17 protein-coding genes and 1 pseudogene are annotated in these 21,991 nt (G+C 56.9%); 4 read left to right on the top strand and 14 right to left on the bottom strand.

Going from position 1 to position 21,991, the window contains the following annotated elements:
- Nucleotides 1-184: 184 nt before the first annotated feature.
- The 6 genes from Q7W83_RS16150 to Q7W83_RS16175 form a co-directional block, all read right to left on the bottom strand.
- Nucleotides 185-2,185 (bottom strand): peptidase U32 family protein, encoded by a 2,001-nt coding sequence (locus tag Q7W83_RS16150; protein WP_473656346.1) that lies wholly within the window; start codon nt 2,183-2,185, stop codon nt 185-187.
- 244 nt (nt 2,186-2,429) lie between these two features.
- Nucleotides 2,430-3,329: a LysR family transcriptional regulator gene (locus tag Q7W83_RS16155; protein WP_150632281.1), complete on the bottom strand. Its 900-nt coding sequence runs from the start codon at nt 3,327-3,329 to the stop codon at nt 2,430-2,432.
- 315 nt (nt 3,330-3,644) lie between these two features.
- Entirely contained in the window at nt 3,645-4,781 is a 1,137-nt protein-coding gene (locus tag Q7W83_RS16160) for an FAD binding domain-containing protein (protein ID WP_473656347.1), read from the bottom strand.
- Between the two features lie 54 nt (nt 4,782-4,835).
- Nucleotides 4,836-5,948: an alkene reductase gene (locus tag Q7W83_RS16165; RefSeq protein ID WP_150632279.1), complete on the bottom strand. Its 1,113-nt coding sequence runs from the start codon at nt 5,946-5,948 to the stop codon at nt 4,836-4,838.
- Nucleotides 5,949-5,985: 37 nt separating this feature from the next.
- Nucleotides 5,986-6,630, bottom strand: a complete 645-nt coding sequence (locus Q7W83_RS16170) for a DsbA family oxidoreductase (protein ID WP_150632278.1) — start codon at nt 6,628-6,630, stop codon at nt 5,986-5,988.
- Nucleotides 6,631-6,742: 112 nt separating this feature from the next.
- On the bottom strand, nt 6,743-7,660 hold the full coding sequence (locus Q7W83_RS16175) for a LysR family transcriptional regulator (protein ID WP_150637207.1): 918 nt from the start codon (nt 7,658-7,660) through the stop codon (nt 6,743-6,745).
- A 244-nt stretch (nt 7,661-7,904) separates the two neighbouring features.
- Between Q7W83_RS16175 and Q7W83_RS16180 the strand changes: the two genes are divergently transcribed.
- Genes Q7W83_RS16180 through Q7W83_RS16190 form a run of 3 tightly spaced genes read left to right on the top strand, consistent with a single transcriptional unit; the run spans nt 7,905 to nt 11,892 of the window.
- Nucleotides 7,905-9,179, top strand: a complete 1,275-nt coding sequence (locus Q7W83_RS16180) for a c-type cytochrome (protein ID WP_150637209.1) — start codon at nt 7,905-7,907, stop codon at nt 9,177-9,179.
- Nucleotides 9,176-9,640 (top strand): (2Fe-2S)-binding protein, encoded by a 465-nt coding sequence (locus Q7W83_RS16185; protein WP_150637211.1) that lies wholly within the window; start codon nt 9,176-9,178, stop codon nt 9,638-9,640. The genes Q7W83_RS16180 and Q7W83_RS16185 overlap by 4 nt, the downstream gene beginning before the upstream one ends.
- Entirely contained in the window at nt 9,637-11,892 is a 2,256-nt protein-coding gene (locus tag Q7W83_RS16190) for a xanthine dehydrogenase family protein molybdopterin-binding subunit (RefSeq protein ID WP_150637213.1), read from the top strand. The genes Q7W83_RS16185 and Q7W83_RS16190 overlap by 4 nt, the downstream gene beginning before the upstream one ends.
- A gap of 235 nt (nt 11,893-12,127) precedes the next feature.
- Here the strand turns inward: Q7W83_RS16190 and Q7W83_RS16195 are convergent, their stop codons facing one another.
- The 8 genes from Q7W83_RS16195 to Q7W83_RS16230 all read right to left on the bottom strand — a co-directional run bounded on the left by Q7W83_RS16195 (nt 12,128) and on the right by Q7W83_RS16230 (nt 20,598).
- Nucleotides 12,128-13,465 carry an OprD family porin gene (locus Q7W83_RS16195; RefSeq protein ID WP_150637214.1) on the bottom strand — a complete coding sequence of 446 codons (1,338 nt, stop codon included), beginning with the start codon at nt 13,463-13,465 and terminating at the stop codon, nt 12,128-12,130.
- Between the two features lie 125 nt (nt 13,466-13,590).
- Nucleotides 13,591-15,246, bottom strand: coding sequence for a cation acetate symporter (locus Q7W83_RS16200; protein WP_150637217.1), 1,656 nt, complete (start codon nt 15,244-15,246; stop codon nt 13,591-13,593).
- Nucleotides 15,243-15,605, bottom strand: coding sequence for a DUF485 domain-containing protein (locus Q7W83_RS16205; RefSeq protein WP_150637219.1), 363 nt, complete (start codon nt 15,603-15,605; stop codon nt 15,243-15,245). Before Q7W83_RS16205 ends, Q7W83_RS16200 begins: the two co-directional genes overlap by 4 nt.
- A 31-nt stretch (nt 15,606-15,636) precedes the next feature.
- Nucleotides 15,637-16,857: an FAD binding domain-containing protein gene (locus Q7W83_RS16210; protein WP_473656348.1), complete on the bottom strand. Its 1,221-nt coding sequence runs from the start codon at nt 16,855-16,857 to the stop codon at nt 15,637-15,639.
- Nucleotides 16,854-17,336: a VOC family protein gene (locus tag Q7W83_RS16215; RefSeq protein ID WP_473656349.1), complete on the bottom strand. Its 483-nt coding sequence runs from the start codon at nt 17,334-17,336 to the stop codon at nt 16,854-16,856. The genes Q7W83_RS16210 and Q7W83_RS16215 overlap by 4 nt, the downstream gene beginning before the upstream one ends.
- A 307-nt stretch (nt 17,337-17,643) precedes the next feature.
- Entirely contained in the window at nt 17,644-18,363 is a 720-nt protein-coding gene (locus Q7W83_RS16220; protein ID WP_150637224.1) for a TetR/AcrR family transcriptional regulator, read from the bottom strand.
- An 80-nt stretch (nt 18,364-18,443) separates the two neighbouring features.
- The gene (locus Q7W83_RS16225; RefSeq protein WP_458377238.1) at nt 18,444-19,361 is read right to left on the bottom strand and encodes a LysR family transcriptional regulator; all 918 of its coding nucleotides are present in this window, start codon (nt 19,359-19,361) and stop codon (nt 18,444-18,446) included.
- Between the two features lie 25 nt (nt 19,362-19,386).
- Nucleotides 19,387-20,598 carry an MFS transporter gene (locus Q7W83_RS16230; protein ID WP_473657635.1) on the bottom strand — a complete coding sequence of 404 codons (1,212 nt, stop codon included), beginning with the start codon at nt 20,596-20,598 and terminating at the stop codon, nt 19,387-19,389.
- Between the two features lie 425 nt (nt 20,599-21,023).
- Here Q7W83_RS16230 and Q7W83_RS16235 point away from each other — a divergent pair.
- Nucleotides 21,024-21,842: pseudogene (locus tag Q7W83_RS16235) on the top strand (cache domain-containing protein); the annotation flags it as partial.
- Nucleotides 21,843-21,991: the final 149 nt, after the last annotated feature.

Here is a 21,991-nt window from a genome sequence, read left to right on the forward strand (position 1 = left end):
AACCTGTTTATTGACTGGACGGACGCCATCGCCAGCAAGCTGGCTACTACAGGTGAAGGTGTGCGAGAGAACAAACGCGTACACCTCGGCCATTCAGCAGCGCCAGGGCCATTTGCGGGTCAAATACCTATGGGTCGGTGCGGTGCGGGGTTGCTGCTCTCGGGTCTGCTGGCTAGCCCACTTTTCAGTGGGGCGCGCGCGGAATCGTCTTGAGCAGATCTTCAGGGCTGATGTAACCGACGACCGGCTCCGCAACGCTGCCCGGTAGTGGCAGGTCAAGGATGTGGCCCTTGATCTTGCCGATCACGTGCATTTCGCAAGGTTTGCAGTCGAACTTCAACGTCAGCACCTCGTCACCGTGCACCAATTGCATCGGCGCGACCTTGGTGCGAACGCCGGTGACGCCTTTGGCCTGTTTGGGGCAGAGGTTGAAAGAGAAGCGCAGACAGTGCTTGGTAATCATCACCGGCACTTCGCCGGTTTCCTCGTGGGCCTCGAAGGCTGCATCGATCAGCTTCACGCCATGACGGTGATAGAAGTCGCGGGCCTTTTGGTTGTAGACGTTGGCCAGGAACGACAGGTGCGATTCCGGGTACACCGGCGGCGGATTGGTTTCCGCCTTGCGGCCACCCCGTGGATGGGCCAGCAGACGGGCCGCGGTCAACGCTTCGATCACTTCCCGACGCAAGGCTTTGAGCTGCGAGTTGGGGATGAAGAACGCCTGGGGTGCATCGAGCTTGATGGCTGTCGCGTGGTAGTCGGTGGTGCCCAGTTGACCGAGCAGATCACGCAGTTGCTCAAGGGCCTGCTCCGGCTTGTTGGCCAGACCGAACGGGCCGTCCAGGGACACGCTGGCGCTGACGCCCTCCTCGCTGGTGGCGGTGAGTTGCAGGCGCTGCTCATCGAGCTGCGCGACCCAGGCCAGGCCGATGCGACGTTCGGCGGAAGTCTTCTGCAAGGCTTGCTGCCAGTTATGGTCCAGGTTGCGGCTCAGTGGATGGTTGGGCCGCAGCTTGTACATCCCTTCCGGCATCTCGTTGGGCTCGACGCGGTAGCGATAGCGTTTCTGGCCATCTTCGTCGAACTCGCCCTTGGGTTCGGCGATGTTGGCGCGAAAACCCACTACCTCGCGTTTGATCTGCACATTGAGACCGTCGCCGTTGGACAGCGGCTCGCAGGTCACCACCTGCAAATCACGCTTGCCGACCTTCTCCACCACGCCCACCGGCAAACCCGTGAACGTCGGTGAATCGAAGGCTCCGATGTCGACCTTGCGCTCGCTGACAAAGTAGTCGGTGCTGCCCCGGTGAAATGTCTTGTCCGGGTCGGGCACGAAGAAATGCGCGGTGTATCCACTGGACGCACGGGCCAGGTCCGGACGATCTTCCAGAACATCGTCCAGCCGCTGGCGGTAGTAGGCCGTGATGTTCTTCACATAGCCCATGTCCTTGTAGCGTCCTTCGATCTTGAACGAGCGAACGCCAGCTTCCACCAACGCACGGATGTTGGCGCTCTGATTGTTGTCCTTCATCGACAGCAGGTGTTTTTCGTAGGCGACGACGCGGCCCTGGTCGTCCTTGAGGGTGTACGGCAAACGACAGGCCTGTGAACAGTCGCCACGGTTGGCGCTGCGACCGTTCTGTGCGTGGGAGATGTTGCACTGGCCGGAGAATGCGACACACAACGCACCATGGATGAAGAATTCGATCGCCGCATCGGTCTCGTCGGCGATGGCGCGAATCTCTTGCAGGTTCAGCTCGCGGGCCAGTACCAGTTGGGAGAAGCCCGCCTGATCAAGGAACTTCGCCCGTGCCAGGGTACGGATGTCGGTCTGGGTGCTGGCGTGCAGCTCGATCGGCGGGATATCCAGCTCCATCACACCCAGGTCCTGGACGATCAACGCATCGACCCCGGCATCGTACAGCTGGTGGATCAGCTTGCGGGCCGGCTCCAGCTCGTTGTCATGCAGGATCGTGTTGATCGTGGTGAACACCCGGGCGTGGTAGCGCCGGGCGAACTCCACGAGTCGGGCGATTTCGCTCACCTCGTTGCAGGCGTTGTGGCGGGCGCCGAAGCTGGGGCCACCGATGTAAACGGCGTCGGCACCATGCAGGATGGCCTCGCGGGCGATGCTCACGTCACGAGCGGGGCTGAGCAGTTCCAGGTGATGTTTGGGCAGAGACATATTCTTATCTGGTTGGTCACGGTCGAGGCACGCATTGTAGCGGCCAAATGCTTGACCGGCACCCGTGGGCTGCCAAGTGGGGCCCCGCTATCGTTACATCAACCATCCCTGTCTTATACACATCAATGACCGCGAGCCATGGAGCTCTTCGAAAGGCCTTTATCAAAATACGAATTCATATCAATAAACGACGCACACGTTACTCGATGAAATAACGCGGTCTTGTCAGAGGCACAGGACGTGCTTAGGGGGCGAGTATTTCCTTGAGAAACTCGATGAACACATTGATGCGGCTGGAGCCACGATGATTAGGCAGATACAGCGCATTGATGCAGGTGCTTGCACTGCCAGGGTTGACCTCATACTGCGACAACACGCGTGTCAGCCGACCTGCGCTGACGTCGTCACGCACCAGCCAATCGGCCAACAGCGTCACCCCGCCACCGGCCAGCGCTGCCTCGCGCAGAATGTCGGCGTTGTTGCTTTGCAACCGCCCCTGCACATTCAAGCGGATGACTTCCTCGTCGCCCTGGAAGGTCCAATTGTGGTGGCCCGTGCGGTAATCGAAACGCAAGCACTGATGCTCCAACAGGTCACGCGGATGCCGGGGTAGCCCGGTACGCGTCAGGTATTCGGGACTCGCCACCACCCAACGCTGGAAGTCACCTACCCGCTTGCTGACGATGTCATCACTGACAACTGATGAACCGAGACGCACTGACACATCGATTTGCTCGCTGAGCAGGTCACTGACCTCGTCGCTCAGCGAAAGACTGATCTCCAGGCCAGGATGGCGCTCAAGCAAGCGTCCCAGATGAGGAGCAATGATACGTCGGCCGAATTCCACCGGGACGCTGGCCCGCAAACGCCCCTGGGCTTCACTGCCACGGTCGGTAACGACGGCATCCGCCTCGTCGATGGCCTCGAGGATCGCTACTGCTTTGTCGAAATAGTGCTGCCCCGCCACCGTGACGCTGGTGTTGCGCGTGGTGCGGTTAAGCAGGCTGGCGCCCAACTCACTTTCCAGCCCGGCGACTTGTCGCGTCACCGACGAAGTGGAGATGCCGAGCTTGCGCGCCGCTGCCGAATAACCACCACAGCGAACCGTTTCGACAAACATCTTGAGCGCCAGCAACTTATCCATAAGCGGATTCCGAGATCGAAAAGTAGAGGTAAACGACTGTGCATGACCACGCCTTGGGCGTCTTGCATGGCTGTGCTCAATCGGTAGCGGATTTACGGTTGCGTGACGTCTCAACTACCTGCGAGCGCTCTTAAACGAAAACATCCATCGGTCAATCGCGTCAATCGGATCAGGCTTGGTGTCGGCCATTGCCACTACTTTTTATCGATCGATCAGTAAGCGTGTGACTATAGCAGAACACTCATCTCCGCCAGCGCGCGCCCATGATTCCGATTCAGATGGAAACGATAACGCGTATGAGCGGGTTAACCGAAATCAGGTGATGCCCATGATCCGGTTCCCCATGCTCACACCCCAATCGCCCATTCGCTTGCCTTCTGCCAGTTGCTGTTGCTGCCAGACCAGCAAGCCTTTATCGAGGTCACCGGTGTCGTCGATCACTTGAGCCAGGGACAAGGCATTGCGAGCCGCCTTGGCCGTGCTCCCGGCGGTATGAGGGCGCGGCACAAAAGCAGCATCGCCCGTCAGCAACACACGACCAAACACCATTTGAGGGACTTTCAGATCAAGGATCGCTTGAACAAAAATATCCTTGGTCTGGCGAATCAGTTCACGAAAAGCCGGGTTGGCATGCTGCTCACCCATGTCCCGCAAGTAAGCCTCCTGCTCAGTGGCCAAGGCTCCCGGTGGAATGGAGTGGCTACGCCGATGACCATTGCTGTCCGTGAGCACAGCATCCAATTGCGCGCCTTGGGCCGCTTTCAAATACCAGAGCCAGTTAAACCGTCGCTCGCCAGGATTAACCGAGCCGTTCAAACCCGGCACCATGTATTCCAACATCAGCGATTCTGGGTCCTGTTGAAAAACAAAGTCCTCGTACAGCTGCGCTTTGGCGAAGTCTGGAAGTCCGTGTTCATCAACCAGACCCCGCCAGACCACATACCCCGAATAGCTATATTGCGCCCCAGGCAACACCAGACTCCGCACGGTCGAGCCCGCACCATCGGCACCAATCAGCAGGTCGCCCTCGGCACGGCTGCCGTCTGCAAAATTCGCAGTGACTCGTTGCTCATCTTGAGTCAGATCAACCAGCGTCTTTCCACGGTGATAGTGCTCGGCCGGGAAGGCAGAGAACAAGGCGTTGTAGAGCGTGTTCCAGGATGTCTGGGTTTGCGGCATCGGCTCTTTATGCACGACAGTGCCCGCTCGATTCAGATACAGGCGATCATGGGACCGGACCCCAAGCGCATTGGCAGGTTTGATCCCCGCATAGCGAAAATGCTGTAACACATCCGCTTGCAGAACAATGCCTCCACCACGGCTATCCATCGCTGCGGGGGATCGCTCGAACACCTCCACGTGCCAGCCAATCGCACGCAACGCCGTGGCGGCGAACAACCCGCCCAGGGAACCACCAATAACCAAGGCCTTCGGAACGTCCGGATGCTTCATTATCTTTCTCCTCGTAACGGGGTGATTCCCGCAGCCTCTGGATTCGACGTTGCGTTATGCCAACACCGGGTAGTCGATGTACCCCTTGGCGTCGCCGCCAAAAAAGCTGTTGCCGTCCGCCAGGTTGAGTTCGGTTCGGCCACGCAAGCGAGCCGGCAAGTCGGGGTTGGCAATGAACGGGCGTCCGAAAGCGATGAGGTCGGCACGCCCCTGCGCGATGGCCTGTTCGGCCGTTTCGCCGGTGTAACCACCCGCCAGCATCAGAACGCCATGGAAGTCAGTACGCAACTGCTTGATGATGGCGTCCCAGCGTGGATCGTTACTTTCATCGAGCACCGTGCCGACCATCATTGGTTCTACCAGGTGCAGGTAAGCGAGGTTCCAGTGATTGAGCCGGGACGCAATGTAGCCAAAGGTTTGTTCCGGGGTGTCATCGCCCATGCCCATGAAACGCCCCATCGGTGTCAGGCGCACAGCAACGCGTTCGGCACCTATTTCTTCGGTCACGGCTTGCACGACTTCGAGCAGTAGCCGCGCACGATTTTCGATACTTCCACCGTAGCGATCATTACGTTGGTTGCTGGCGCTGTTGATAAATTGGTCAAGCAGATACCCATTGCCCGCGTGAATCTCCACACCGTCCATACCGGCAAGCAGCGCATTGCGGGCGGCTCTGCGGAAGTCGGCAACGATCGCTTCAATGCCTGGAATGTCCAGTTCCTGAGGAACCGGTACATCACCCCAGACCCCCTCGCCCTTTTCATTCAGGATGAACGTCTTGCCGGGCACCGGCTGCGCGGTCGGCGCCACCGGCAGGCCGCCGCCAGGTTGAAACACCGGATGCGACACCCGCCCCACATGCCAAAGTTGCAGGAAGATGCGCCCGCCTTCTGCGTGTACGGCCTCGCTGACAGCTTTCCAGCCCTGAACCTGCTCGTCGCTATGGATGCCGGGCGTCCAGGCGTAACCCTGGCCCTGCTGCGAAATCTGCGTAGCCTCGGTAATGATCAACGCCGCACTGGCACGCTGACGGTAGTACTCGACGTTCATCGAGGTGGGTACGTTGCCGGGTTGGCCCGCCCGCGAGCGAGTCAGAGGGGCCATGGCGACGCGGTGATCGAGGGTGAGTTGGCCGAGTTTGATTGGGCTGAACAAGTGATGAGTCATGATGACTTCCTGAATGGGTATGGATTGAAAAAGGGGCTCAAGCGGCCTGGCTTCGTCTGAGTATCTGGATCATTACTTCGATGGGCTGAGCGCCGCTGATCACGTCTTCTGCAATTTGAATACTCGGTACCGAGCGCACACCGGAGGCCTTGGTTATGGCCTCGAGCTTCAGGACTTCAGCGGTGCCTTCCTCGGTGTTGAGAAAGTCGACAATTGCCCCGCGGTCCAGCCCCGTTTCGGCAGCGATGTCGGCCAGCACATTGAGGTCGCCGATATCCCGCCCCTCGCTGAAGTACGCCTTGAAAATGGCTTTGATCAGGACGCGGGCATCTCTACCCGCCTGCTGTTCTCGCCATACCAGCCGATGCCCGGCCATGGTGTTGGGGGTTTTTTCGATTCGGTCGTAATCGAACCCCAGCCCGACAGCCTTGCCGGCGTGAGTGACCTGCGCATCCATGGCCTGGCTACGCGCCCAGCTGCCGAACTTGCCAGAGCGGTAGGCTTTACGATCCATGCCCTGAACAGGCATGTCGGGATTCAACTGATAAGGCAGGAAAGTAATGTGGCTGTCCGTTGAAGAACCCGACGCGACGAGCGCGCGTTCGAGATTTTCCTCACCGATCCAGCACCATGGGCAGATGAAGTCGTAAGTCACCTGAATAGTGGATGAGTGCAAACTCATGGCAGTCTCCGTGGTTGAATGTTTTCACACCCCCAAGGTAGGCGCCCGGACCTCGTCAGAGAATCCACCGTCTGCACAACGTTGCGTTTCGCAAAACGCAACGATGGGCCGATCACCCCACGGCCTGATGTTCCGATCCGAGTAATTCGGTGAGGAAATCAATGAACGCGTTGATCCGTTTCGAGCCGCGGTGATTGGGCAGGTACAAGGCCGAGATCGCCGAACTTGCGCTGTTCGGATTGACGACAAAAGCGTCGAACAAGGACGTGAGGCGACCACCGTCGATGTCATCATTGACCAGCCAATCGGGTAACAGCGCCATCCCGCACCCGGCCAGTACCACTTCGCGCAAGACCTCGGCATTGTTGCTCTTGAATGGCCCATCGACGGGCACACGAATCGCCTGGTCCTTGTCTGTAAATGTCCAGGCTTGCTGCGGTGCTCCGTAGTTGAAGCACATGCACTCGTATTGCATGAGGTCCATGGGTTGGTCAGGACATCCACGAGCATTCAGATACTCGGCACTGGCGACTACCCGGCATCGAAAGCTACCGATGCGGCGACTGACCACCGCTTCCATCGCCGCTGGCGACCCCATCCGGATCGATAGATCGATGCGCTCGCCGAGCAGATCAACGATGTCGTCAGACAGCGTCATATCCAGCATGAGCATAGGGTAACGCTCTAGAAGCGTGGAGATATGAGGGGCGATAAGGCGATGTCCAAAGGCCACGGGCACCGAAATACGCAGCTGTCCTGCGGGCACTTCACCGCGATCCGAGACTGACTCGTCAGCCTGCGCCATGGCGTTCAGAATATCCCGGCCTTTCACGTAATAAGCCTTCCCGGCATCCGTCAACGTGACTCGCCGGGTAGAACGATTAAACAGCACGATGCCGAGGTCATGCTCAAGCCTGTCGATCATTCTGGTCACTGAAGAGGTCGCCAGATTGAGATGCCTGGCGGCTGAGGAAAAGCCCTTGGAATCTGCCGACTGGATGAACATTTTCAGTGCGAGCAGCTTGTCCATGAAACGCCTTCAATGCCATCGGTACATTCCTTGAGAAGCTATCTTTGGCCACAGGCGCAAGCGGCGCGAGTTAACGGTTGTTAATTCTGACGTCGTTGCGCTGGACGCAATGTAGCGTTGCGCCTTGATGGGGTACTCCACCACCACCGCCTTCTCTAAGCTCACTCAACAGAAAGTCGCCGTACGCCAATCGGACGCGGCGGATTGAAAAATCTGTCGTTCATTCAGCTCGAGAGGTAAGGCGATGAAGCTCAAGACGATCATCGGTGCCGTTCTGGCGATCGGCGTCGTGGGGATAGGGTTTGCATTCTGGATGATGTGGAGGCCGGAAATTGCCACTGTCAGCCAACCCCGAGACGCAGGTCGCGAGACCCTGGACAGAGGCCGGCGCGTCGTCGAAGCGGGAGACTGTGCGGTCTGCCACACGCGGCCAGGCGGCGCTTACATGGCGGGCGGTTTGCCGCTGATAACGCCCTTCGGAACACTCTTCACCACCAACATCACCCCGGACCGGGAAACCGGTATCGGTCAGTGGTCGCTGGACGCCTTTGAACGAGCCATGCGTGAAGGCATCGCGCGCGACGGCCACTTTCTCTATCCGGCCTTCCCCTACGTGCATTACCGAAAGATGAGCGATACCGATATTGCCGACGCCTATGCCTTCCTGATGAGCGTGGACCCGGTCAACTACACCGCCCCGGAAAACCACATGGTCTTCCCCATGAACTTCCGGCCGCTGGTGTCTTTCTGGAACCTGCTGTTCCTGCATGGGGATCCGCTGGAGCCACTTCCCGACCGATCAGCACAATGGAACCGCGGACGCTATCTGGTCGAGGGCGCGGGACACTGTTCATCCTGCCATTCACCCCTGAACCTGATTGGCGGGGAGAAAAGCAGCGAGCTGTTCAACGGCGCTATCGTCGACGGCTGGACGGCCCCTGCCCTGCGCGGAATGGCGACTGCGCAACATCCCTGGAATGAAGCCCAACTGGTCGCCTATCTGACCGGCGAGGTCGCCGAAGGACACGGCGCTGCAGCGGGCCCGATGTTGCCGGTCAGCCTGAGCATCGCGCAGTTGCCGGTGGAAGACGCCCATGCCATCGCGCAGTACATTCTTGACCTCAAAAAAACCTCGCCGGATGCGACATTGCCGCCCTGCGCCGCTGAAGCCAAGCCCGGCGCCAAGGCACTACTGGGCGCTTCGCTGTTCGACGGTGCCTGCGCGAGTTGCCACGGCAGCGCGGCACCGATGCGCGTCATTGAATCGAGGCCAGCGCTGGCAAACACTTCGGCGGTGATGGCGGACTCGCCACGCAATTTGATCCAGACCATCCTGCAGGGCATTCCGATGTCCACTGCCGCACCCAGCCATTACATGCCGGCCTTCGCCCATAGCCTGGACGATACCCATCTGGCCGCCATTGCCGAGTACTTGCGCAACGAGAGCTGTGCGACCAGACCCTGGACGGATCTCGACCAGACAATCAAAAGCATTCGGGCTCAGGAGCAGCAACCGTGATCACACTCGACATCAATGGCAAGACTCACGAACTGGACATCGCGGCGGACATGCCCCTGCTGTATGCCTTGCGCAACCAGGTGGGGCTCAATGGCGCCAAATACGGCTGCGGTCTGGGTCAGTGCGGTGCCTGCACAGTGTTAGTGAACGACAAACCGGTGTTTTCCTGCCTGACACCCTGCGGTGCATTGGCGGGCAAAGCGGTGCGCACCGTGGAGAGCCTGGGCAGCGCCGACCAACCGGGGCCATTGCAGAAAGCCTTTATCGACGAACAGGCCGCCCAGTGCGGCTATTGCATCGCGGGGATGATCGTACGGGCACAGGCGTTGTTAGAGGCCAACCCTCAGCCGGACGATGAAACGATCCGTCGCCACATGGCGCCCAACTTGTGCCGTTGCGGCACCCATGTGCGGATCCTCGCCGCGATCAAGTCGGTCATCGCGCAGGGAGCCAAGGTATGAAAACCTCAAAGCAAAACGTCAATCTGAGCCGCCGCGCCTTCGTGATAAACGGCGCATTGGTGATGGGGTTCGCGATGCTTCCGGGTATTCCCCGCGCCTTCGCTGACACCGAAGTGGACACCTTGGGCACGCAAATCCTTGCGCCTGACCTGCCGGGCAGCCTGCGGGCCACGCCCTATCTGGACGCCTGGATCCGCATCGATGCGAAAGATGGCATTACCGTCTACACCGGCAAAGTGGAGCTGGGCACTGGCGTTAAAACTGCGCTCCTGCAAATCGCCGCCGAACGCCTGGAAGTATCGCCCGGGCTCATCCGTTTTCTCACCGCGGACACCGCGCTGACGCCCAACGAAGGCTATACCGCCGGCAGCCATACCATCGTCGACAGCGGCACTGCGTTGTTCAATGCTGCGGCCCAGGTACGTCAGCTATTGCTCGAATCTGCGGCACGGCAATGGCAACAGAAAGTCGACAGCCTGAGCACGCGGGACGCCGTGATCTACGATGCGCAAGGTCGCAGCATGACCTACGTGCAAGCGGTTGTCGGGGTTCAACTGCATCGCTTCGCATCGGTCAGCTCCCCCTTCAAGCCAGCCAGCAGCTTCACCCTGATCGGCAAATCATTGCCTCGACTGGACATTCCAGCCAAGGTCAGCGGCGGTGCGGCTTATGTGCAAGACATGCGCCTGCCCGACATGCTGCATGCCCGTGTGATACGCCCACCCCGGCGCGGCAGCCAGTTACTGGACATCGACGAGACTGCCCTCAAAAAACTCCCCGGCGTGGTGAAACTGGTCCGCAACGGCAGTTACCTCGCCGTGGTCGCCACCGATGAATGGCTGGCAGTCAAAGCGATGCGCGAGGGCTACGCCACTGCCCGCTGGACTGAAGGTAATCCGCTACCCGACTCGACACACATCCATCAACTCCTCACCGAATTGCCGGCGCGGCGCTACCCGGTGAGCGCCAAAGGCAACCTCCCGCAACCTGCACCACGTGCCTACAAAGCACGGGTGACCAAGCAGTACCTGATGCACGGTTCCATCGGGCCGTCCTGCGCTGTGGCCTGGTTCAAGGACGGAACACTGACCGTCTGGACTCACACTCAAGGCGTCTATCCCCTGCGCATGGGCATCGCCGAGATGGTCGGCCTGCCAGTGGCCCAGGTGCGTTGCATCCACACCGAAGGCTCCGGCTGCTATGGCCACAACGGCGCGGATGACGCCGCCGCCGATGCCGCGCTGATCGCCATGGCCATACCCGGCAAACCGATACGGGTGCAATGGATGCGTGAACAGGAAAATCTCTGGGAACCCTACAGTTCGGCGATGCTTGCCGACGTGGAAGCAGGACTGGACGACAGCGGGCGCCTTCGTGACTGGAAATACGAACTCTGGAGTACTCCGCACAACGAGCGCATCGTCAATGCCGGGCGCCTGTTACCGGCGTGGTTGCTGGCCAAGCCCTTCACGCCCGCCCCTTCGATCCCGATCGCCCAACCCGAGGGCGACGGCGACCGTAACGCGGTGCCGTTGTACGAGATACCCAACCTGAAGGTCGATCTGAACTTCGTTCTGAGCATGCCCTTCAGGACCTCGGCCATGCGTTCACTCGGCGCCCATATCAACGTGTTCGCCATCGAGAGCACAGTCGATGAACTGGCAGCGCAGGCCGCCGTGGATCCGGTGCAATTTCGCCTCAATCACTTGAGTGATCCGCGAGCTCGGGCGGTGGTGGAACGTGTGGCCAGCGCCTTTGGTTGGCCGCAAAAGGCAACCGGCCCCGGCAGCGGGATAGGCTTCGCCTTCGCTCGCTATAAAAACATCATGGGTTACTGCGCGATTGCCGTGCAGCTGCATGTGCAACGCCAGACCGGGCAAGTGACGATCGATCGGGTGGTTGCCGCCGTCGATGTGGGGCAAATCGTCAGCCCCGATGGGCTGCTCAATCAAATCCAGGGCGGCATCGTGCAGTCCGCCAGCTGGACGCTCTACGAACGCATCCTCTATGACGCCAGTGGCATGCACAGTTTCGATTGGAGTGGCTACCCGATCATGCGTTTTCCCGAGTTGCCGCAACGGGTCGAGGTCCACATGATTGATCAGCCGGACCAGCCTTTTCTCGGTGCCGCGGAAATCGTCCAGGGCCCCATGGCTGCGGCGCTGGGCAATGCCATCAGTGATGCCACCGGCAAGCGTTTGCTGGATCTGCCGCTGGCGCGACGGGGCTGGCAGGATGCGCTGGGGTCATGATCGATCCAGATTCAGAATAAAAAAAGGGCGGTGAAGGATCACTTCACCGCCCTACCCCAATCAAGGGAAATGTTGCTCTTCAATAAAACACGCCGTTGGAAGAGAACGACATGTACACGCAACACTCGTTAAAGTGCTGCCTGTCCGTCACAGCGGCCAGCCAGGAACAGCACTGACCCACCGAATTTTTTATACGAACTATCGCTTCCGCGAAGCGAACCCCACTGTTTAAAAATCAAAACAACGCCAACTGGTAATTTATGATTACGCGGTTCTCATCTTGCTGGCGGGCGTTCGGGATATTGTTTCGCACCATTGCATTTTTCCACATGACACCCAAACCTTTCAGGGGGCCTGATTGCACGACGTAGGCCAGCGTAATATCACGCTCCCATTCACTGGAATTGCTGGAGGCAACAGTATCGATACCATCGCCTTTAACATACACAACACCCGCCGTCGCACCTGGCAAGCCCAGCGTTGCAAAGTCATAAGCGTAACGGGCTTGCCATGACCTCTCGCCGGCACGAACGAATTTCTGAACCTGCATCTCCGTGATGGTATAGGTGGTCGGGCCGTCCCCTTGGTTTAAATACGGAAAGTCACTTTTACCATTGCTGACTTCATAACCTGCGCCAAAGGTGTGACCAGCAACCGCGTAGGTAAATAATCCGCTGTACAGATTATTGTCGACTTCACCCTTTAAGGTATTACCGCCGTAGTAGCCTGTCGTGAAATACGCAGGATCATGGCCGTTTGCGCCGTCACTTTTACTATTGAAGTAGCGAAGATCACTGGTTAGTACGCCAGGCCCCATCGCCCAGTTGTGAATGAGCCCGAGAAAGTTCTGTTTGTAAAAATCTTCCAGATTGCCGTAATAGTACTGCACGGTCAGATCTTTAGTCAGTTTGTAATCACCACCGGCGTAGATGAATTTATTACTGAAGCGGCCGGTGACCGCATTATTCGCACCGGCGATGGACATGTTTTCATTGTTGCTGGAGTTACGCCCCTTCACCTCATCAATTTGCCCGCCCACCAAGGTCAGATCTTTGATATCGGCCGAAGTCACTTGGGTTCCTTGCCAGGTTTGCGGCAACAAACGTCCGTCATTGCTGAAGATCACCGGCAGTTTCGGGACCAGCGTTCCGAGTTTCAGCTCGGTCTTGGATATTTTCATTTTCCCGGTCAGGCCCAGGTTGGAGACCTCGTCAACCGCATGGTCGCCGTCGCTGGGAAACACTATGCCGCCGTAGTTCGTGCCCGTCGGATTACCATGCTTGCCGGCGCTTGAATCCAGCTTGACGCCCAACATGCCCAACGCATCCACCCCGAAACCTACGGGCCCCGGGGTATAACCCGAGATGAATTCGAGCTGAAAGGCCTGGCCCCACTCCGCTTGATAACTCTGGCTGGCTGCTTTCTGAGCGGGGGTTGCTGAGTCCCGGTAATCGCTGTTGATATAGAAGTTACGCAGTTTCAGCGCCGCTTTACTGTCTTCGATAAAACCCGCCGCATGGGCGTGCTGCGCCAATACACACAGGGCTGCTGCAACAGTCAAAGTACACTTCATCGATTCGTACCTAAGTTGAGATTTATTGTTTTTGTACAAACTTTTCAGCGATTTTCAGGCGTAGTCATTCACAAGAGCTGCACGTTCATGCAGCCATTATTTAATGTGAACAGTAATAACCCGAATTAATCAGCTTTCAGCTGCGCCTTCCAGGTTGCCGGCGTACCCAATTCAGAATCCACCAACTGATTTTCAAATCGATTGCGCTCACTTACAGCACTGGCGGAACGATCGGTGATGGAGAACCAGAAAATACCGATAAATGCGACGGCCATCGAGAACAGGGCGGGATATTCATACGGGAACCAGGCTTGCTGATGATGCAGGATCTTCACCCATACCGTGGGGCTGAGGATGCACAGGGTGATTGCCGAGACCAGCCCCAGCGATCCGCCAATCACCGCGCCACGCGTCGTCAGGCCCTTCCAGTAAATCGACAACAACAGCACGGGGAAATTGGAACTGGCGGCGATGGAGAACGTCAGGCTCACAATAAAGGCGATGTTCTGTTTTTCAAAAGCAATCGCCAGGAGAATCGACAACACCCCCAAAACGATGGTTGTCACACGAGAGACACGCATTTCTTCACGGTCATTGGCGGTGCCACGGCGTAAGGCATGCGCATAAAGATCATGAGAAACCGCAGAAGAGCCGGCAAGGGTCAACCCCGCCACCACCGCCAATATCGTCGAGAACGATACCGCGCACATGAACCCCAGGAAGACATTACCGCCGACGTTGTGTGCGAGGTGAATCGCAACCATATTTACGCCACCCACTATTGCGCCTGAGGCATCGTGATAGGCAGGATTACTGGCAACCAGGGCGATGGTGCCGAAGCCGATAATGACGATCAGTGCGTACCCTATGCCGACAAGACCCGTGGCATAAAGAATACTTTGGCGTGCGGCCTTGACGTTACCGACGGTGAAGAACCGCATGAGAATGTGTGGAAGACCTGCCGTGCCGAAGACCAATGCCAATCCCAGGGAAATGGCAGACACCGGGTCGGTAATCAGACCGCCGGGGCTCATGATTGCTACATGGGACGGATGAACCTGGGTAGCTTGAGTGAACAACTGGTTCAGGCTGAATCCGAATTCGGATAACACCATGAACGCCATGAAGACGCAGCCGGTCAGCAGCAAGACGGCCTTGATAATCTGAATCCAGGTGGTTGCCAGCATCCCCCCAAAGAAAACATAGATAACCATCAGCGTACCCACGAGAAGTACTGCCGCGGTGTAATCGAAGCCGAACAGCAACTCCACCAGTTTCCCAGCGCCTACCAGCTGAGAAACCAGGTAAAGCAGAACGATAACGATCGAACTGGACGCCGCAAAGGCACGAATGGGGCGTTGTTTCAGTCGATAGGACAGTACGTCCGCAAGAGTGTAGCGCCCCAGATTTCGCAATGGCTCTGCGATCAAAAATAGAATGATCGGCCAGCTTGCAAGGAAGCCGATCGAGTAGATCAGACCATCAAAACCACTGGTAAAAACCAACGCGGAGATGCCCAGCAAAGACGCCGCGGACATGTAGTCTCCAGCGATGGCCCAACCATTTTGGAAACCGGTGATTTTTCCTCCTGCTGCATAGTGATCGGCAACGCTATTGTTTTTACGTGCCGCCCATCGCGTGACAAACAGAGTGAAAATAACGAACGCTAAAAACATACCGATAGCCATCGGGTTATGTTTTTGTGCGACGGCAGGGACATCGGCCGCATAGACCGCTACCGAAGCAAAGACGGCGGAAATTGCAATAAGTAGACGCTTCATTTGTTGAAGCTCCTGATGATTGTTTTTATTTTGGGGTCGTAGCAGGTGTTAGTGCGCCATACGTAGACAGCCACGAGAAGAATCGTGAAGGCGAGCATTCCAAAGCCAATGGGCACGCCCCACGTCATCGGTTGCCCTTCGATGATCGGTGTACCCAAGCGGGCCGGTATAAAGGCCAAAGAAAGAATAAAACCGAAATAGACCGCCAACATAAGAGCCGTCATGCTCCACGAAAATATTCGTCGCTGCTTTACCAAAGCACGAAACTGCGGATTGTCGAGAATCGGGTTTTGAACTGTGTCATCCACCTGATTAGCGGACATGGCCGGGCCACCGTCTCGCGGATATGCATGTTCCATGGTTATCTCCTGCAAAGGGCGTGTGGCTGAATTAAAACTTCACCGGCACTGCGGTCTCACGCATCACGGCTTCTGGCGTTCGATATAGCTCAGCCATTTCGCGTTCTTCTTCACTCTTCAGTTGCGCCTGCATGTAGGCACCCAGATGCCTGGCATGCTGAACAATCGACGCCCCGAAACGACAGCGTTGTTCGCTGTAGTCCGCCAATGCCTCTTCAACGGATGCATGTCGCTCAAGTGCTTCGACGATTGCCAACGCATCACCGGCGGCCTTGGTAACACCCATCCCACAATGGGGACGCGCTACGAATGCTGCGTCGCCCAACAAAGCGACACGTCCGAAGTTCATTTTCGGTACTTCCAGATCGTAAATCGGCTGGAATAACGGCTGCGTGGCTTTCTTCACGACTTCGGCGAACTGCGGGGCAAGTAATGTCTCTGCGCAGTTGTACATGTTGTCGAGCACGTCACGGCGTATCAGCGCCGGAGGAATTCCACCTTCAAATTGTTTACCGCTTTCATCCCTCAACAAATCGCGCAAATCGTCGTCGCCGCTGGTGCGGTACCAGACAAAGTTATAACGACGTTCGCCCACAAGGGTGCTATTGGAGTTCCCGGCAACTGGATAGCCCAGGATCTGCTCGTGCGCAGGCAAACAAAAAGCGAACTTGTCGAATAGCGCTGCGTGGGCAGAGTCAGACAACGCACTTTCATCGACTAACCCACGCCATGCGATATAGCCGGCGTATTGCAGGTGGACGTCAGGTAAAAAATGCTGGCGGATAGTCGAGCGAAATCCATCAGCGGCGATAACGACGTCCGCTTGATGAGTGGTGCCATCGGCCAAAGTCACGCTGGCATGCGTTTCGGTGCTTTCAACCGAGATGACGCTACCACCGCAGCGGTACAGTGAGTCCGGAAATACGGCGCGAAGGACCTGGTACATTTTCCCCCACGCAGTCAGCGTTTGCGGGAGCGCGTTTTCGAGTACGACATCGCCGTCCTGAGCCAGCGTGACACGCGAAAGTACATCGATACCTACAGACGCATCGAGAGGAATTCCCGCGGCGGCCATCGCCTCGAACAACTCAGGGTGAGTAACGATCCCGGCGCCTCGTCCAGCGAGTTCGTCCGGAACGCGTTCGAAAACCTCAACGTCCCAACCTTTGCGTAACAGCATATGGGCTGCAAACAGGCCACCCAGCGAACCGCCTACAACAATAGCGCGGCGTTTGCTCAATGCATTGATCATGACCGCTCTCCCCCACTGGCAGCTACATGGGAGGCGTAAGAACCTACTGCTTCAATCTCGGAGGCCGGGAAATTGAGTTCGATGGTGACACCCGACGGATCTTCGATAAACACCTGATGCAGGCCGAGGCTCGGAACGGTGCGATCACGCCAGGCAACGCCTTCGGCTTTGAAAACGCTCCAGAACTCAACCAGGCCTGTGACCAGAAAGGCGATGTGGTCAACGGTGCCAGTGCCTGACAGCGGGATTTCTTTATCGCCGAGGTACTTCTTCAGACCTTCGGGGTTGGAGGGATCAATCCCGATAATGTGAACCGTGCCGAAGTCCTCCTCATCCCCTCCCATGTACAACCAAACGCCGGGGAAATCGAAAGGTGGACGGTAGCCTGGGGTAAAACCGAGCACCCTTTCATAAAATCGACTGGACTTTTCCAGGTCGAACGACCGAATCGAGTAATGAGCGAGCTTCAGGACTTGCATGGTGCCTCCAACTGTTTTTGTATTTATTTATCACTTGATAAACAATACGACCTGATGAAATTGAAGGCAATAGCTGGAGGATCAAATTTTCGCAGGACTGGCCTGAACGACGTTGTGGCGTCGCTGAAAGAGAACACGCTTCAGGCGTTGGGAAAGGGCCTTTGCGGCGCAGACAGGCGCGCGTACGCACCTTGCCACCCGCTCAGCTGAAGGCTGAAACAGGTGATGAGTGGTCGACAAAAAAGAGGGTCGAAGCAGGAGATCAGGGAGCAGGAAAAGGGGGAAAAACCCTTCGGATCGAAGCCGATCAATTCAAGCGAGACTTCTCGCCGAGGTCATTATCGACTTGCTGCAGTACGTGGGGGCTGCCGTTAAGGAACGCATCGACCATCTGCTCGATCAGCGCATCAATGTCCTCAGTCACGGGAAGATCGTAAATCCATTTGCGCACGCCAACATAGAAAATGCTGGCATGCAGACTCCAGATCAGTTCCAGCTCTTTTTCATTGATCGTTTCACCTGAGGACGGTGCCAATCCATGAGTGTGGCGGATTTCTGCAATGACAGGTATGAAGACCCGCTCACGCAATTTAGCCAGATACCGATCGTTGATACCTTCACGTGTCAGCCCGGCGAATACGAAGATACGAATCCATTCTCGCCGCAGAATCACGCTTGCGTATGAGGTATAGAAACGAACCAGACGAGGCTGCAGGGGTTCCGAACGATCCTTGATGATCGCCTCCCACGCGGTATCCCACTGATAAACCTCGTCGTAGACACGGTCTATCAATGCCTCTTTGCTAGGAAAATATCGATAGAGCAACGGTTGGGTAATATCAAGTTGTCGCGCCAGCTCGCGGGTACTCCCCGAGAATCCGCACGTCGCAAAATGCTCAATGGCTTTCTGCACAATCTGCTTTTCCCTGACCTCTGGCGAAAGGCGTCGAGTCGTCGACTTGACGAGGCCTTCGGAGTCGGCTGATTTTCCAGGCTCTTTCTCGTCTACATTTTTTGAGTCTTGCATAACGCCTCACTAGAGCTTCATCGAGGCATCATACAAAACAAAAGAATGCGCTGGCTATGAACCCCACTTACTTGGCGGAATCAGCGCTGGGGCATGCCCTCAGGCCCCAGCAATTCGCTGATGAAATCGATAAACGCATTGACGCGTCTGGAGCCGCGATGATTGGGGAGATACAGCGCAGAGATGGCCGAGTTCGCATCGTTCGGATTGATGACAAAAGACTCGAACAATGTCGTCAAGTGACCGCTACCAACATCGTCATTGACGAGCCAGTCAGGTAATAGAGCCACCCCACCGCCCGCCAGCGCGAGTTCACGCAAAACCTCCGCGTTGTTGCTTTTAAAGCGCCCCTCTACGGGTACTCGAGTCTCTTCACCGTCTTTCAGGAAAGTCCAGACCTGTTGCTTTGGGCCGTAACTGAAGCGCATGCATTCATGCTGTAAGAGGTCCGTAGGATGTTCAGGGAAGCCACGGGTTTTCAGGTACTCGGCACTGGCAACCACTCGACGTCTAAAGTGACCGACGGGACGGCTGACTACTCCATCCATGGCGGCTGCCGAACCCAATCGGATCGACAGATCGACGCGCTCGCCCAGCAACTCGACAATGTCGTCAGACAGTGTCATGTCCAACACGAGTTGCGGGTAACGCTTCAAAAGCGAGGCGATATGAGGCGCAATCAGACGACGTCCAAATGCCACCGGTATGGAAATACGAAGATGCCCTGCGGGAACTTCCCCACGGTCAGTCACCGAAGCATCCGCTTCGGCTACAGCGTTCAAGACTTCCCGCGCTTTCAAGTAGTAGGCGGCCCCGGCATCTGACAATGAGATTTGACGCGTGGAGCGGTTCAGCAGGACGGCGCCCAGTTCCGCTTCAAGCCCATCGATCATCCGGGTCACGGAAGACGTCGCCAGGCCTAACTGTCGAGCGGCAGAAGAAAAGCCCTTCGAGTCCACAGCCTGGACGAACATCTTCAATGCAAGCAGCTTGTCCATGACACTCCTTGACTGACCTGGGGTCTCATTGGGCCTGCCCGGCTCGACGAGAAACCATCGAGAAGGCGACCAGAGCGACCAGTGACAAAGCGCTACCCACCGCTGCAACAGCCAACCAGCTGGCATGTTCATAAAGCGAACTGGCCACCGAGGAACCGATCGCACCGCCAATGAAGATACTGATCATGTACAACGCATTCAGGCGGCCTCTGTTGGCGGTGCCCAGGGCGTAGACGGCACGTTGGCCAAGCACCATGTTCATCTGCACCGCAAAATCCAGCGCAACACCGGTGACCGCCAAACCAATCACGCCGTAAAAGGGGTTGATGAAGGCTGGAAGGAAACTCACCACGCCCAGCACCATGGCCAACTGTGAGGCCCGTCGAGTGTGCCCTGCATCAGCGAGTCGACCGCTTATAGGCGCGGCGACTGCACCGATGGCGCCGACCAGAGAGAACATCGCAATCTGACTTTGCGTAAGGCCAAACTCACGACTCAACACCAGTGGCACGGCGGTCCAGAACAAACTGAACGCCGCAAACATCAGCCCTTGATAAAGCGCCCGCTGACGTAATACGGGCTCGCGGCAAAACAGTTGTCTAAGGGACATCAGCAGTTGACCATACGACGCACGATGAGCCGGTTGCCATTTGGGCATGGTCATGCCGATCACGATGGAGATGATGAGCATCAAGGCCGCAGCCCCGATGAACACAGCACGCCAACCCAAATGATCCGCCACCAGGCTCGACAGCGGCCGCGCAAGCAGAATCCCCAGCAGCAAGCCTCCCATAATCCCGCCAACCACCCGACCGCGAGACTCTTCCGGTGCCAGATGTGCGGCCAGTGGAATAAGCATTTGCACGGAGACCGAGCTGAAACCGATGAGTGCCGATACGACAAGAAATACGCTCGGCTGCTTGGCTAAACCAGCGGCGACCAGACTGAAGATTGTGATCACGATCGTCGCGATCATCAGTCGGCGGTTTTCGACCAGGTCCGCCAAGGGCACCAGGAAAAACAACCCGAGGGCATAACCAATCTGGGTCAGCGAAACAATAAAGCTCGCGCTGCCATTCGACATGCCGATATCCGGGGCGATCAAGCTGATGATCGGTTGTGCGTAATAGATGTTGGCCACGATGGCACCGCAACAAAACGCAAACAGAAGCACCAGCCCTCTGGTCATTGAGGCTTTTTGTATCGTCGTTGCTGTACTACTTGTAGAAGCGCCCATTCCATAAACTCCTGAGATTCGACGGCGGTGGCTCTCCAAGAGAGGTCACTCGCATTGATGTTTTCAGGTCAACAAAATAGGCGGCACTCCCCCTCCAGAGAATATGGGCAGGACGCAACGTCATGTTGCGTCTTGCGCAAAAGACATCGGGCCTGGTCAACGTCCCCTTCTTGAGTCAATGACGCGACAGGTACTTCCACCGCCTTTTACCGACCATCGACAAGCCGTTCGGGATGAGCGTAGACTACTATTGATCGATCGATCATTAATAGTTTTTTTGACGGCAAGAGACCTTCAGTCTCTCCAGACTCAACCGTTTCAACCAAAAAACCCCCTTCCTTTTATGCGATGTCGAGCCAGCCTTGGCCGAGATAAAAACGGGTGGATCAAAATAAAATCTCTTGAGTGAGGTGAAACTCATCGTGATGTTAAGTCTTCGCAGCAAAGTCATTCTTCTGACGATCATCCCTGGCCTTTTGCTGGCTGCAGTGATCAGCGGTATCACCTTTGGGGTTTTGCAAAAGCTGGCATCCGAGGAGGTCGAGCAGACGCGCGACCTCTTGATCAATGAGCGAAAAACTTCGCTCGAGCACTATATGGAAATTGCCCAGGCCTCGATTCAGCCGATCTACGACGCTTCCAAAAATGGGGATTCCAACGCTCGGGATCAGGCCGTGAAGATTCTGCGTACGCTGAGTTTCGATAAACAAAACTACTTTTACGGCTATGACTCTTCGTCTGTTCGAGTGTTCTCCGCCAATCTGAACACCGATATCGGCAAGAGCTTTGTCGATAGCAAAGATGCCAACGGCGTATACGTCATTCGCGGGCTGGTTGACGCGGCCAGGACGGGCACTCATTTTTTCCGCTATCACTGGCAAACACCCAACAGCCCACAACCTACTCCCAAGCTTGGTTACACCGTTTACCTGGATAAGTGGGACCTGATCGTGGGCACCCAAGTGAACCTGGACGATCTTGAAGTTCAGGTGCAGGCCATTGCCAGTGAGCGCTTTGAGCGAATCGGCCAGTACACCGCTTACATCCTTTTCCTCGCCGTTTGCGTGCTGCTACTCGTGGCGCTGGTTGGCATTTGGCTAGGCAACAGCATTGTGAAACCTGTGCTGGCCATCAGGAAAAATCTGGACGACATCGCCGCTGGAGATGGCGACCTCACACACCGCTTGCCCGTTTCGAGCAACGATGAGCTGGGCGATCTGGCTCACTCGTTCAACTTGTTTGTGGAAAAAATTCATAGCCTTGTGCGGCAGATCGCCGAGATGACTGGACAATTGACATCACTGGTCGAAGAGATGTCGGCGCAGGCACAACGGTCAGAGCTGGCCATGGATCGTCAGCGCCACGAGACGGATCAAGTGGCGACAGCTATTCA

The sequence above is a fragment of the Pseudomonas sp. 300 genome (assembly GCF_055803035.1).